General features: G+C 37.6%; 13 protein-coding genes. All 13 read right to left on the reverse strand.

Annotated elements, in window-relative coordinates; translation table 11 throughout:
• Complete coding sequence (hypD, locus tag ACMKPP_RS08855) at positions 1 to 1,119, reverse strand: hydrogenase formation protein HypD (RefSeq protein ID WP_024061220.1); 1,119 nt, start codon at positions 1,117 to 1,119, stop codon at positions 1 to 3.
• Positions 1,079 to 1,330, reverse strand: coding sequence for a HypC/HybG/HupF family hydrogenase formation chaperone (locus ACMKPP_RS08860; protein WP_004693324.1), 252 nt, complete (start codon positions 1,328 to 1,330; stop codon positions 1,079 to 1,081). The genes hypD and ACMKPP_RS08860 overlap by 41 nt, the downstream gene beginning before the upstream one ends.
• Before the next feature lie 233 nt (positions 1,331 to 1,563).
• Positions 1,564 to 3,843, reverse strand: a complete 2,280-nt coding sequence (gene hypF, locus ACMKPP_RS08865) for a carbamoyltransferase HypF (protein ID WP_418369614.1) — start codon at positions 3,841 to 3,843, stop codon at positions 1,564 to 1,566.
• 35 nt (positions 3,844 to 3,878) lie between these two features.
• Positions 3,879 to 5,288, reverse strand: a complete 1,410-nt coding sequence (scfB, locus tag ACMKPP_RS08870; RefSeq protein ID WP_039964878.1) for a thioether cross-link-forming SCIFF peptide maturase — start codon at positions 5,286 to 5,288, stop codon at positions 3,879 to 3,881.
• A gap of 166 nt (positions 5,289 to 5,454) precedes the next feature.
• Complete coding sequence (gene scfA, locus ACMKPP_RS08875; protein WP_004693318.1) at positions 5,455 to 5,598, reverse strand: six-cysteine ranthipeptide SCIFF; 144 nt, start codon at positions 5,596 to 5,598, stop codon at positions 5,455 to 5,457.
• A gap of 100 nt (positions 5,599 to 5,698) precedes the next feature.
• Positions 5,699 to 6,460 carry an ECF transporter S component gene (locus ACMKPP_RS08880; protein WP_418369615.1) on the reverse strand — a complete coding sequence of 254 codons (762 nt, stop codon included), beginning with the start codon at positions 6,458 to 6,460 and terminating at the stop codon, positions 5,699 to 5,701.
• Positions 6,461 to 6,509: 49 nt separating this feature from the next.
• Positions 6,510 to 7,352, reverse strand: coding sequence for a hypothetical protein (locus tag ACMKPP_RS08885; protein WP_412198699.1), 843 nt, complete (start codon positions 7,350 to 7,352; stop codon positions 6,510 to 6,512).
• Positions 7,345 to 7,749 carry a hypothetical protein gene (locus ACMKPP_RS08890; protein WP_008600576.1) on the reverse strand — a complete coding sequence of 135 codons (405 nt, stop codon included), beginning with the start codon at positions 7,747 to 7,749 and terminating at the stop codon, positions 7,345 to 7,347. Before ACMKPP_RS08890 ends, ACMKPP_RS08885 begins: the two co-directional genes overlap by 8 nt.
• 116 nt (positions 7,750 to 7,865) lie before the next feature.
• Positions 7,866 to 10,004: a heavy metal translocating P-type ATPase gene (locus ACMKPP_RS08895; protein WP_418369616.1), complete on the reverse strand. Its 2,139-nt coding sequence runs from the start codon at positions 10,002 to 10,004 to the stop codon at positions 7,866 to 7,868.
• 14 nt (positions 10,005 to 10,018) lie between these two features.
• Positions 10,019 to 10,279 (reverse strand): DUF6110 family protein, encoded by a 261-nt coding sequence (locus tag ACMKPP_RS08900; RefSeq protein ID WP_005376730.1) that lies wholly within the window; start codon positions 10,277 to 10,279, stop codon positions 10,019 to 10,021.
• Between the two features lie 104 nt (positions 10,280 to 10,383).
• Positions 10,384 to 10,590, reverse strand: a complete 207-nt coding sequence (locus ACMKPP_RS08905; protein WP_060918993.1) for a FeoB-associated Cys-rich membrane protein — start codon at positions 10,588 to 10,590, stop codon at positions 10,384 to 10,386.
• A 231-nt stretch (positions 10,591 to 10,821) separates the two neighbouring features.
• Complete coding sequence (gene feoB / locus ACMKPP_RS08910; RefSeq protein ID WP_060918994.1) at positions 10,822 to 13,194, reverse strand: ferrous iron transport protein B; 2,373 nt, start codon at positions 13,192 to 13,194, stop codon at positions 10,822 to 10,824.
• A 9-nt stretch (positions 13,195 to 13,203) separates the two neighbouring features.
• On the reverse strand, positions 13,204 to 13,437 hold the full coding sequence (locus ACMKPP_RS08915) for a FeoA family protein (RefSeq protein ID WP_021147945.1): 234 nt from the start codon (positions 13,435 to 13,437) through the stop codon (positions 13,204 to 13,206).
• Between the last annotated feature and the right edge of the window lie 226 nt (positions 13,438 to 13,663).

A 13,663-nucleotide genomic window follows, 5' to 3' on the forward strand; every position in this document is an offset into this window, starting at 1 on the left:
TTAATCCTCCCACGTCGATCCACCACTAGAATAACCATATTTATACCATGCAGCACAGCTACCCTCTACAGATACCATACAGGCACCCACCGGATGATCTGCGGTACAGCTTTTACCAAATAACGGACATTCACTCGGTTTAATAAGGCCTTGCAAAACACGTCCACATTGACAGCCTTTAGGATCAAGAGATGGTTTATCCAAGTTAATAGGAAGGGCAAGCTCTACATCATAAGCTGCATACTCCCCCTTTAATGCTAAACCAGAGTTAGGAATCACACCAATACCACGCCATACATCATCGCATACTTCATACACTTCCTCGATCATAGCTTGGGCTACAGGGTTTCCCTTCTGCATAACTACAGAATGATACGTATTGCCCACCACAACATTACCAGACTCACGTTGCTCTAAAATATTAGCTATAGCAGACAATATTTCTAAGCCATCAAAGCCAGCGATACAAGATGGAATACCGTATTCTTTGGGCAAAAATCGGTATGATTCTTCACCAATAATAACACTCACATGGCCAGGTAAAATAAATCCATCGATATGACCTTCTTGTTTATCTAATAGTGCACGCAATGCTGGAGGCACTAATTTATGAGATACTAAGAAGAATACATTCTTAAGTCCTGCTGCGTGAACGGCTTTCACAGTAGCACATATAATCGCAATAGTCGTTTCAAAGCCAATAGCTAAGAATATTATTTTCTTTTCTGGATATTTTTTGCTAAGTTCTATTACCTCTAAAGGCGTATAAATAACATGGATATGAGCTCCTTTTGTTTGAGCTTCATTGAGACTACTATAGCTACCTGGAACCTTTAACATATCCCCAAAGGTAGCAATAATAACATCCTCACGTTCTGCATAGGCTAAAGCCTTATCCATATAGGTTTGATCAGTTACACATACTGGACATCCTGGTCCACTAACAAGTTCTATGCCACTTGGCAATAATTGACGAAGACCTTCTCGGAAAATCGATACTGTATGCGTACCACAAACCTCCATAAGCCGCACAGTTTCACCGGGCTTATGAAGCGCATTGATGCGCCTTAACAAAGCATCAGCTGTGTGCTGCTTTTCCTGCAAAGTAAGCTTCTTCAAGTTCTTCTAACTCCTTAAAGGCCTCTAATGTTTTTTGAGCCTCTTCTTCATCAACAATTTGTACAGCAAAACCTGCATGAACTAACAACCAGTCCCCGACCTTTGCATCTGGTACGAGGAGCAAGCTGCAGTCACGGGTAGCACCTGTCAATTCAACGGTACCAATAGCATCATTCACAGCAATCAATTGCGCTGGTACAGCTAAGCACATATTATCTCCTTATCTATATCATTTATAACAAGTTTTATATACATTTACTTCAATAAAACAGCTCCGAAATATATGAATAAAATTAATATTATTGTATCACAGTTACACTCATTATTTAGTGATAGTATGCACAAACAACTAGAACTTAAACTAGCTATGGCACTCACATAGATTAAACAATATTCAGGACATTACTAAATAAATTTATCTAAGAATAAGAGCTATATGACAATTTATAATTGATTTCCTAACCACAGTTGTCCTAAAGCAAGTCCACCATCATTAGAGGGAACCGCTTCATTCATATATAAATTACCTATATGCCACGTCTTATATATAAATTCTAATAGTTTACGATTTTGAAATACACCACCAGACATAGCCACATCACTAATATTATATCGCTCCATCAAGTCTGCAGCCGTTTCGCATAGTGCGATTGCCATTGTTTTATGAAATGAAGCGGCTAAATGAGCTCGACATTCACCACGAACAACGCCATCCATAATAGATTGAACTGTAGGTGTAAAATCAAGAATATGTCCGTCATAATTGTAAGCAAGTAGTGATCCTTTTTCATCACCACATAGAGTTTCTAAGGAAATGGCAATTTGTGCATCATAACTATGCACCATACCAAGACCTAATAAAGTACCTACAGTATCAAATAATCGCCCACAGCTTGTAGCTTGAATCATGGGCATCGTAGATTGTAATGCTTTATCTAAAATTTCCCATCCCTTTGGAAGTTCTTTCATCCATTCTTGATATACAAAAGGGATATCATCGCCATAATAATTACGAATATACCATAAGGCTTGTCGCCAGGGTTCAGAAACAGCCTTTTCTCCACCAGGCAATGGAGCCGCATGAATATGTGCCAATCTCTGATATTGATTGCCTTTACAAAGGAGGAATTCTCCCCCCCATATAGTCCCATCTGGTCCATAGCCAGTACCATCCATAGCAATTCCTAGTACCAGCCCCCTTAAATTGTGTTCTGCCATAACAGACGCTATATGAGCATGATGATGCTGAACAGGTACAACAGAAAGATGGAGACTTTCACCTATTCTTTCACCTAACCGAGAAGAGAAAAACTGGGGATGACTATCTATAATAATCTTTTCTGGTTGTATAGAAAATAAATTTTTATATCGTTCAATGGTCCATTCTAGGGTTTTATGAGTAGATGCATTCTCTAAATCTCCAATATGGGGTCCTACAAGAACTTCACTACCTTTATTCACAGCAAACGCATTTTTCAAATCACTGCCCATAGCTAATATCGAAGTTTGTTCTAAACCGTCACAATGAATTGGCTCAGGTACATAGCCACGACTGCGACGAATAAATCGAGGTTTATTATTGATGACCACCACCACAGAATCATCAAGAGGAGCATAGATTTCACGATTATGAACGAGGAAATAGTCTGCTACCTCACCTAGTTCATTAAACGCTTGGTCGTCGTTATATAATACGGAATCACCACTTCTGTTACCACTGGTCATAACCCAAGCTGCATCAGAGGGCAATAACACCTCATGCATCGGTGAATAAGGCAACATCACACCCAACATATGATTGTCAGGTGCAACGTGAGGACTTAACCGAACAGAACTATTATGATTTCTTTCTAATAACACAATAGGACGTTCCATCCCCGTTAATACATCTAGTTCTACATCGTTAATATGTACTAACTCAATCGCCATATCTAGAGATCCCACCATTATTGCTAATGGTTTATGCGGTCTATTCTTCCGCTTACGTAATCGTTGTACAGCAGCATCATTTCTAGCATCGCAAACAAGATGATACCCTCCTACACCTTTTATGGCGATAATATTACCTTCATTAATCAATTCCCGCGTAGTATTCCATACATTTACCGTATCTACAGCCGTGCGATTTGGCTTGTATAAAGTATAACGAGGCCCACAATAAGAGCATGCATTTGGTTCAGCTCTATAACGACGCCCCTCTATATCTTCATATTCAGCCTTACAATCTTCACACATGGGGAACTCATTCATCGTCGTCCGTTCTCGATCATAGGGCAAAGATTTAATTATCGTATACCTTGGTCCGCAATTTGTACAATTGATGAAAGGATATTCCTTTCTACGTTTATCTTGTTGTAACTCTTTAAGGCAATCATTACAAGGCGCAGTATCAGCACTAATAAAGGTACTCACGGATTCACCTAAAGGGGATGTCTGCACAACAAAATCACTTTCATGCATATTAAGTGTAAGATGCTGTACAGTTTGACTAGTAATACGACATAAACGAGGTTGCTCCTCTTGAACAGCATCTAAAAATAACTGCAATTCACCTAGAAAACCTTGAACTTCAACATACACGCCTTGACTATCATTATATACAAAACCTGTTAATCCTAGAGAATGGGCCAACATAGAAACAAGGGGTCGGAATCCGACCCCTTGAACTATACCGGTATAGCGAATTCCCCAGCGTTCTGTAGTTTGATTACTATTTTGTTTCATATAAACTCCTACTATACTCGGAGAATCAAGTGTAATTAACCTAATGCAACAGGAATACTGCCATCAATACCAGCTTGTTCTAATTCAGCTTGAATCATGATAGCACATTCAATACGTTTCTTCTGTAAACGACAACCAAATTCATAAGGTGTCTCTAGATCGCCACCCAATGTAATGTTGTTAGCATGACAGCCACCGGAACAGAAGAATTTCGCCCAACATTCAGCACAAATTGGCTTAGAGAATACATGTGTATTGCGGAAATCTTTAGGAATCTCTGTATTTTGTAAACCATCATACACATTACCAAGCACGTATCCATCTTTGCCTACAAATTGATGGCATGGATAAATATCACCATTTGGTACAATCGCCATATATTCATGACCTGCCCCACAACCTCGAAGGCGTTTCGCCATACATGGCCCACGATATAAATCCATGCGGAAGTGGAAGAAGTTAAACTTCTCACCCCAGCCTTCTAACTGGCGTTGTAAATAAATATCTGCTAGTTTTTCATATTCTTTCTCTAAAGCTGGCCAATCTTCTTCACGAAGTACATAGTCCCCTTCTTCACCGACAACAGGCTCCATGGACAAATGCTCAAAGCCAAGATCAGACATTGCCATAACGTCTTTAGTAAAGTCTAAGTTTTTATGTGTATACGTACCACGTACATAGTATTCAAGACCGTGACGCTGTTTTACAGCATTGACAAGATTCTTTGCAATATATTTATAGGATTCAGCACCACTACCCGCTACAGGTCGCATCGCATTATGAACGGATTCACGACCATCCAAAGATAATACAAGACTCATCTTATGCTCATTCACATAATCAATTTTATCTTGTGTTAAAAGCATACCATTCGTGGTCAATGTAAGTTTGAAGATTTTGTTGTGCTTTTCTTGAATAGATTCAATGTATTCAACCGTTTGTTTAACTACATCCCAGTTCAATAATGGCTCGCCACCAAAGAAATCAATCTCACAATGTTGACGAGATCCACTCATTTTAATAAGAAAATCCACAGCCCGTTTTGCTACATCAAAGCTCATTAATTCTCGTTTAACACCGCCGTAATCACCTTGACTAGCAAAGCAATATTTGCATGCTAAGTTACAATCATGAGCAATATTTAAGCATAATGCCTTAACAATAGGTTTCTCACCTACTACAAGTTTAAACTCTTTACTCATCGGCGCAAATAATTGCTCCGCTTTGATGAGCTCATCTAACTCGTCCATAATCTCATCTAGTTCTACTGCATCTTCTTTAGCATCTAACGCAGCATGTACAGCATCGCGATTAGTGCCATCATATATGTCAAGAACTCTATCGATGAGTTCGTCGATAACATGGATAATACCGCTATTCACGTCTAAGCAGTAATAGTTATCCTTCATCCGAAACTTATGGATCATTGGTTTTAATTCTAACATGGTACCTCCAATTAATTTGTATGGTAAAAGCCCTAGTATATAGAACTTTCTAGATAATTGTACCACATTTCCACACTAAACGTTATAAAAAGAGTCATAAAGATATACCATACAATGTATGTCTTTAAAACATAAATAAAAAAGGCCCGCTAAGCGAGCCTCTTCATTATTTTTGTTTGCAAACTTGGTTACCAACTGTGCAGCTTGTTTTACAAGCGGATTGGCAAGATGTTTGACATTCCCCACAACCGCCAGTTTTAGCAGTTTTTTGTAAGGATTCAGTGTTGATAGTACGAATACGTTTAGCCATGATTATCCTCCTCAATACTTATCGAATGATATTTATTTTATCATATTTATAAAAAGCCTGTAAAATACTATTTCGTTATATTTTCGTCTACAACTTCAACTTATTTAGTTTCTACCGCTTCAGTTTCTGATAATTGAGGATCTGCAACTTTTACTTCTGTTATAGCTTCACCTTTAGTTTTCTTAGGAGCATCTTTGCGCAAGACTTTACGTAATGCCATTGCTACAGGTGTTACAATTACAGCAGCAAAAACGGCTTCTGGAATACCATGTGTAACAGACAAGAATACGATAGAGCCTAATACTTGATCTGGACTAAGATTCATTTTAAGAGCAAACATATCTGCATAGAGTAAGAAGATTAATCCCATAACCATGATCGTATGGAATACGGTCCCCATAAAAGCAGAAACAATAATACGTGGACCTTGCGGTGCTTTCCACAATAATAGATATACCAAATATGCTAATACTGGGAAAAGTATACGTGGTAATACGGAAATAATTGGATTAATAAATAGTGGGGATAAAATATTAGGAGCTGTAATATTTTGCCACAAACTATAGCAACCAAAGATAAGGCCTACAAAGGCCCCCACTTTTGGTCCTTCTACAATAGCACCAATTAGAGTTGGTACGTGTAAAGTTGTTACATTTAGCGGACCTAATGGAATAATACCATATCCAGAAAGGCCTAATGCAATAGTGATACCGGCTAGTAAACCAATAATCGTCAATTCTCGAATCGTAATGCCACTTTTCTTCTCTTTTTTGGCTTCTTTACGTTCAACTTGCTTCAGTTTTTCATTGTCGTGGATTGATACAGTTGAGTTATCATCCAATGGACGTTCAATGTTGTTCATAGATCCTCCTTCGCTCTCATTCCTTACGGATATAAGTCGAAACTAGAAATTAAATACGTTCACGGCATCGTGAAATAATACCACGCTCTACCAATGCACCTATAATCACTGCTACACCTGTCACACCAGCTTCTAATAAAGCTGGAGTTACAAACACTAGTGGATTACCTTGGTACGTTGGAAAAACGGTGGGAACTAAAGATAAAATAAATTCTGGAATATAACCACCATACAAGATATGAGCGTTCATAGCAAGCCATATACCTGCAGTAATAATGATACGCAACAAACGTACACCCTTATATGCTAAATCTCTTGGATACAAATAGAATACAAAGACCAATAAAGAAACTAGTAATAATACAAGTTCAGCAAATAATATATTTACATTCATAGATGATGCATACATAAAATATACCATCGGATCCTGTAAATCTATATATAGGATTGAGCCAATATACAAGAATGGAATCGGTATAGTATAGACAATTATATCTAATGCTTCATCAATCATACCCCATCGATGAGTACGATTGAAAAACTTTGTAGCTAATAAGCCACATAGCTCAATAAGAACTTGAACGATAAAATATACTACAAATAAAAGTAGTACTTTTGCTAATCCATTATCTACATTAAAGCTAAATGGTGTATGAAGAAACGAAAATACCGTCCACCAAGCCCAACTATAAGCATGATAGCCCATGCTTAGCGGTAAATCATCGTTAAACTTGGTATTCTTTAGTCGTCGCACCATAATTGGTATGACTAGCGACAAAACGGGGAACACTAAAATGGGTAATGATAGTGCCCCACTTAATGAAAGTACTGTCGTAATAGCACTTACAAAAAGTGAACAAATTAACGTAAATAACCAAAAACTTTTATTCATTACGGTCTCCCACCAATCGAGTTAAGCCATAAGCTATAATCAAGCTAAATGTGACACTAAAATACATAGCTAATAAAAAGGCTATATCACGACCTACTGTTGGCCATCCCCACAACATGGATAAATCAATACCTAAGAAAATTCCTTTATAGCTGATACCGTGAACGACAACCCAACTCACTACATAAGCGATACGACTTATAGATTTACCCTCACCAAAGGTACTGCTTTTAAATGATAAATAGGCCCAAGGCATACACAAGGATAACAACAAATACCATACTAGTGCTACTGTCGCACTCGATCCATTATGAATCATATATGCAATAATGGGAATTACCACAATAAATAGATTCAAATAGAAGGAGCGTCTGCAAATATCTATCAAAATGTTCATATAAATCTCCTACGATATGTAATCTCCTTGTATTTTACAATAATCATAGATAAATGTCATCAAAAAAGAAAAACCTCCATATAGGTAAATCAATACCTATATGGAGGTTCCTTTGATTAAGCTACTACAGAATCAGCTGTTACATCAATTGTAGGAACAGTTTCCTTTGGTTCTTCTTTTTTCAACAATGGTGTCATGCTTTCAAGCCCGATCCCCAATGTGAATAGATTATGCAACCAAGCAGTTTGACTTGGTGGCATAAAGCCAAGTACACCGCCACCAACAAGAGCACCATTGAAACCAACGATACCATTGTAATTTGCTTTGATACGTTTCATCAATGCAATAGAAATGCGGCGCAAATCTACAAGAGCTTGTAGATTATCGGAAGAAATAGTAACATTCGCAATCTTTTGAGCAATTGGAGCGCCTTCATTCATAGCGATACCAACATGAGCCTCAGAAATTGCTGGGGAGTCATTGATACCGTCCCCTACCATCATAACAGTATAGCCTTCAGCTTTGGCTTGTTTTACATAACTTGCCTTATCTTCTGGCAATACTTCTGCATGCACTTCATCAATACCAAGTTCATCAGCTACGCGTTGTGCATTACGCTTAGAGTCACCAGTCATCATGACAACCTTTTTAATGCCTAATGCATGCAAATCAGCTATAACTTGTTTTGCCTCTTCACGTACAGGGTCTTTAATGCAAATAACCGCTGCTAATGTACCACCAATAGCGAGGTAAATATGTGAAGATGTATTTGGTAAATTATTGAATTTTTCTTGTTCATCAGCAGGAATCTTTGTTTTTTCATCATCAAAGATATAATGAGCACTACCAATGCGTACACGATAGCGACCAACCTTAGATGCAATACCATGAGCCACAACGTATTCTACGTCAGAGTGCATTTCCTTATGAGGTAATGCATGATCCTTAGCAGCACGTACAATTGCTTTTGCCATGGAATGAGGGAAATGCTCCTCAATACATGCAGCTAATTTCAACATTTCATCTGCATCATGACCGTTAAATGGAATAATTTGTTCAAACTCAGGTTCAGCTTTAGTAAGAGTGCCTGTTTTATCGAACACAATCATATCTGCTTGTGCAATTTGTTCTAGGAACTTACCACCTTTAACAGTGATACCGCGTTTAGATGCTTCTTGCATAGCGGAAAGTACTGCTAATGGAATGGATAATTTAAGAGCACAAGAGAAGTCAACCATTACGAAAGACAATGCTTTCATCACATTACGAGTCAACAAGTATGTTAAACCAGCACCAATAAAGCTTATTGGAACTAATTTATCAGCCATGCGGTATGCTTGTTGTTCCATACCGGATTTCATTTGTTCAGACTCTTCAATGAGGTTAACGATTTTTTCGTAACGAGATGTTTTGGATGTGCTACGTACTTCTACAATAGCTTTACCGTCTTCAACAACAGTACCTGCATATACAGAACTGTCTTGATCGCGACGAACCGCTTCTGGTTCCCCTGTCATGGAGCTTTCATTAACGAGAACAACACCATCTATAACAACGCCATCCAAAGGAATAACTTCGCCTTGACGAATGATAATTTGATCACCAGCTACAACCTCATTAACAGGTTTGCTTACTTCAATATCATCCACCAATACCCATACTTTATCTACGTTCAAGGACATGCTTTGAGCGAGATTCAATACGGATTTACGGTGAGTCCATTCTTCTAAGATATCACCAATACCCAATAGGTACATAACGGCTCCAGCTGTAGGATAATCTTTTTGAAGTAATGCAGCACCAATAGCTACACCATCAAGTACTTCTACAGTTAACTTACGTTGCCACAATGTTTTAATCGCTTTACCGATAAATTTAATCCCATCAAACCATGCCCATGCAGCCGCAATTGGTGCAGGTAACACTGCTTTTTTACCTAAGTAAACTGCTGTGCGGTTAATCATCATTTCACGGTATTTTTTATTTACCAAGCGTGGAGAGTATTCGTTCAAAGCTAGTGCTTCGGACAAATCTAAATCGCGTAGACCAAGTACTGCATCACGCACAGCATCAGAATCACCATTATGTTTAATGGCGATTTGACTGCTACGAGTGTAGAAGGTTACATCTACAATTGCATCATTAAGGAGCAATGTATCCTCTACATAAGCAGCTTCTGCTTCTGTAAAGCGATGCCCAGACACCTTAACGTGTAAGCGATTTCTGAGTTTTCGTACAACAGAAAATTGTAACATAGTTAAATCCTCAATTATTTGTTTTCTTCAAAGATTTCTTCGTTGCGTGCTTCGTTGATTTCTTGAGCTTCTGCCAATACATCAGATGCGGATGCTTGTACTTTTTCAGCTGTTTCTAATACAGTTTCTTTAGCGCGAAGACCAGCTGCTACGATACCAGCATATACTTTTTTAGCGTCTTTAGAAGTTAACACTTTAAGACCTACAGTACCCAATGCAAGACCTGCTGCGAATAAATTAGCGTTTTTAAGATTGTTTTGGTTGAAGTTGAACATAATAATATTCCTTTCTACTGAATATATATAAAAATTACTTACTATATTTGAAAAGAGGAGCCTATTATAGAGACCCCTCTTTCAAATTCAGAATTCGTATTAGCTTACTTAGCGGTACGTTTAATGCCTAATGCCTTATTGGAACCATCACAGCTGCAGCTACCACCACAACCAGAAGATTTTTTAGAGCCAGAATCGGAGCCACCGCCACTACAGCCGCAGCCACCTTTACCAGACATTTGTTTGTAAAATTTATTACCGATATAAGCTAATGCTAATACAACTATGAGTCCTATAACAAGATTATCCATTACTATGCCTCTTTCTCAATATCTACTAAATTACAATATCTGTCTTAGTGATAAACAAGATAAAAGCAATATCTAAAGGATATTTCCCTTTTCTCATTATCATTTAACCACGAATATTGATAATTATCAAGTATTATTTTTAAATTACTTATAACAAAATCGCAATGTTTTAATTCATTTTTGTTCAAAGTATCTAAAAGTGGCTAAACTCTCCTATTTAGCGATTTTAGATTAGAAACCTAATGCGCGACCTATGTTATAGAAGATGAAACATGCAATCCAAGCAAATGTATTTTCATAGAAGAACATGAAAGCAACCCATTTCCAAGAACCTGTTTCACGTTTGATAACAGCTAATGTTGCCAAACAAGGTGGGTAAATTAAGATAAACAACATCATTGTCAAACCAATTAATGGTGTAAAGTGAGAGTCGTTTTGTAGGTACTCAGTCAACGGTGCTGGATTTTGATCATCACCACCTACAGCATAGATAGTACCCAATGTAGAAATTACTACTTCTTTAGCCGCTAAACCAGCTACTAATGATAGGCCCATTTTCCAATCAAACCCCAATGGTTCTAGCACTGGGTTAATAGCTTTACCAAAAGATGCTGCATAGGATTGTTCAATTTTTTCAGAAGCTTGTTCTTTATCAAGTTTGTCATTTTCAGCATCTAAGTTAGCACTGTTTTTATACATTGCCCATGCTGCTGGGAACAAGTCTTTATTTTCATCTTTAATATCATTGAATAATTCAGGTGCTTCAGAATCTTCTTCTACTGCTACTTCAGGTTCATCTTCTCCTGCGTCCTTAGCAGCATTAGTAGCATCTTGTACAGTAGATTTCATATCTTCAACAATTTTATCAACTGCATCTTTTTGGTCATCTGTAGCGATACCGAATTGAGCTAATGTAGCTGCATCTTTTACTTCATACTCTTGAGCAACTTGTTCTTTCATTGCATCATAGTCTTTAGAGTATTCTACATCCATTGGGTACGCTGTAATGAACCAAATCAAAATAGATGCGGCCATGATGAATGTACCAGCTTTAATGATGTACAATTTAGCACGTTCGTACATGTGCATCCAAGTAGCTTTCAATGTAGGTAAATGATATGGAGGTAGTTCCATTACAAATGGTTCAGCTTCACCTGCAAATAAGAACTTACGGAAGATCTTTGCAAAGATAATACCGAAAATAATGCCCAAGAAATATACAGAAAATACAACAAATGTACTATCCCAACCATTTGGGAAAAATGCATTTGCAAATAAGATATATACCGGTAAACGAGCAGAACAACTCATGAATGGTGTAATCAAAATAGTAACCATTCGATCCTTATAGTTATCAAGGATACGAGCACCCATTACAGATGGCACGGAACAACCAAATCCCAATAACAAAGGAATAAAGGATTTACCATGCAAGCCACATGCGCGCATTACACGGTCAATTACGAAGGCTGCACGAGCCATATACCCTGTATCTTCCAAGAAAGAAATGCCAAGGAAGAGTAATAAAATTAATGGCAAGAATGAAAGTACTGCACCTACGCCGGCAATAATACCATCAGATACGAGTGACTGTAATTGGCCCTCTGGAATAGTCTGAACCACATAAGCCTGTAATGCAGCGAAACCATCTTCAATCCAACCTTGAGGTATCCCACCTACAAAGTTAACAAACGCGAATAATAAGTACATAACAACCATGAAGATTGGTAAGCCCCAAATTCGATGCGTTAAGATTTTGTCATAACGGTCAGAGCGTGTTTCCAATTGAGTTGGCGCTTGTGTTAAACATGCATTGTATACTTCTACAGCAAAGCGGTGACGATATTCTTGGAATACAATATCAAGATCAACTTGATCCTTAATTTCTTCACGAATAGCTTCAGCCTTTTGAATAACAGCTTCCGTATTATCAAAGCGCATAACTTTGCCAATAACGTCAGCATCTTTTTCTAACAACTTAACAGCAATCCAACGAAGTGGATATGTAACAGTGCCAGCTTGTTTTAGTTCTTCTACAAGCTCACTAATTTTGCCTTCTAACAAATCACCATAATTAATTGTTACACCAGGAGCTTTTTGAGAAGCAGCTACACTAATTGTTGCTTCTAACAAGTCTTTTGTACCAATATTTGTACGACCTACAGTACTAACAATGGTAGCCCCTGTCATTTCTGCCATTTTTTTTAGGTCGTATTTGATGCCCATTTCTTCAGCAACGTCAGCCATGTTTAGAGCAATAACCATTGGCTTTTCAAGTTCCAATAATTGTGCAGCTAAATATAAGTTACGTTCCAAGTTAGATGCATCAAGAACATTAACAATTACATCTGGGTTATCATTTACGATAACATTACGCGCTACTAACTCATCCAAGGAACGTGCAGTTAAGCTATATGTACCTGGTAAGTCAATAAACAATAACTCATGGCCATCAAATTTCGTATGGCCTTCCTTTTTTTCTACTGTAACGCCGGCATAGTTACCAACGTGTTGCTTCGCCCCTGTGATATTGTTAAACATTGTAGTCTTACCACAGTTTGGGTTACCTGCTAAGGCAATGCGAATTTGCCCATTTTCTGCCATGTGAACCTCCTATTGAACATCTACATCAATCATGCCAGCTTCGCTTGTACGAAGTGCTAATTCAAAGTTTTTTACTTTGATCTCCACCGGATCACCCAAAGGGGCAAACTTCATAACATGGATTTTTGTACCATGTACGAGACCCATGTCGATTAGACGATGCTTAACATTGCCACTGCCATGTAGTGCAACAATAAGACCAGACTCACCTGGCTTCATGTCTTTCAACTTTTTGATAGCCATACGACACCTCCTAATTATTGTACCTAACAACCTCATATTAACCACACAAAATAATAATGCGTATTAATATCTTAAATTATTATATCAAATCAAGCATTAATTTCAACAATTATTATCATTTTTATGGTTATTTTTTATCTCATATCTATATTTTATTATCATATTTAATATGAGATTATCTATATAATTATCTAATAAAATACTGAATACTAGCTGAAATTTAATA

Source organism: Veillonella parvula (assembly GCF_048309325.1).
Taxonomy (GTDB): Bacteria; Bacillota; Negativicutes; order Veillonellales; family Veillonellaceae; genus Veillonella; species Veillonella parvula_T.

Coding starts and splice junctions, on each gene's coding strand:
- ACMKPP_RS08900 (WP_005376730.1), bottom strand. CDS start 10,279: ATGTTCAACTTCAACCAAAACAATCTTAAAAACGCTAATTTATTCGCA.
- ACMKPP_RS08885 (WP_412198699.1), bottom strand. CDS start 7,352: ATGAATAAAAGTTTTTGGTTATTTACGTTAATTTGTTCACTTTTTGTA.
- ACMKPP_RS08915 (WP_021147945.1), bottom strand. CDS start 13,437: ATGGCTATCAAAAAGTTGAAAGACATGAAGCCAGGTGAGTCTGGTCTT.
- ACMKPP_RS08890 (WP_008600576.1), bottom strand. CDS start 7,749: ATGAACATTTTGATAGATATTTGCAGACGCTCCTTCTATTTGAATCTA.
- ACMKPP_RS08905 (WP_060918993.1), bottom strand. CDS start 10,590: ATGGATAATCTTGTTATAGGACTCATAGTTGTATTAGCATTAGCTTAT.
- ACMKPP_RS08895 (WP_418369616.1), bottom strand. CDS start 10,004: ATGTTACAATTTTCTGTTGTACGAAAACTCAGAAATCGCTTACACGTT.
- scfA (WP_004693318.1), bottom strand. CDS start 5,598: ATGGCTAAACGTATTCGTACTATCAACACTGAATCCTTACAAAAAACT.
- hypF (WP_418369614.1), bottom strand. CDS start 3,843: ATGAAACAAAATAGTAATCAAACTACAGAACGCTGGGGAATTCGCTAT.
- scfB (WP_039964878.1), bottom strand. CDS start 5,288: ATGTTAGAATTAAAACCAATGATCCATAAGTTTCGGATGAAGGATAAC.
- feoB (WP_060918994.1), bottom strand. CDS start 13,194: ATGGCAGAAAATGGGCAAATTCGCATTGCCTTAGCAGGTAACCCAAAC.
- ACMKPP_RS08880 (WP_418369615.1), bottom strand. CDS start 6,460: ATGAACAACATTGAACGTCCATTGGATGATAACTCAACTGTATCAATC.
- ACMKPP_RS08860 (WP_004693324.1), bottom strand. CDS start 1,330: ATGTGCTTAGCTGTACCAGCGCAATTGATTGCTGTGAATGATGCTATT.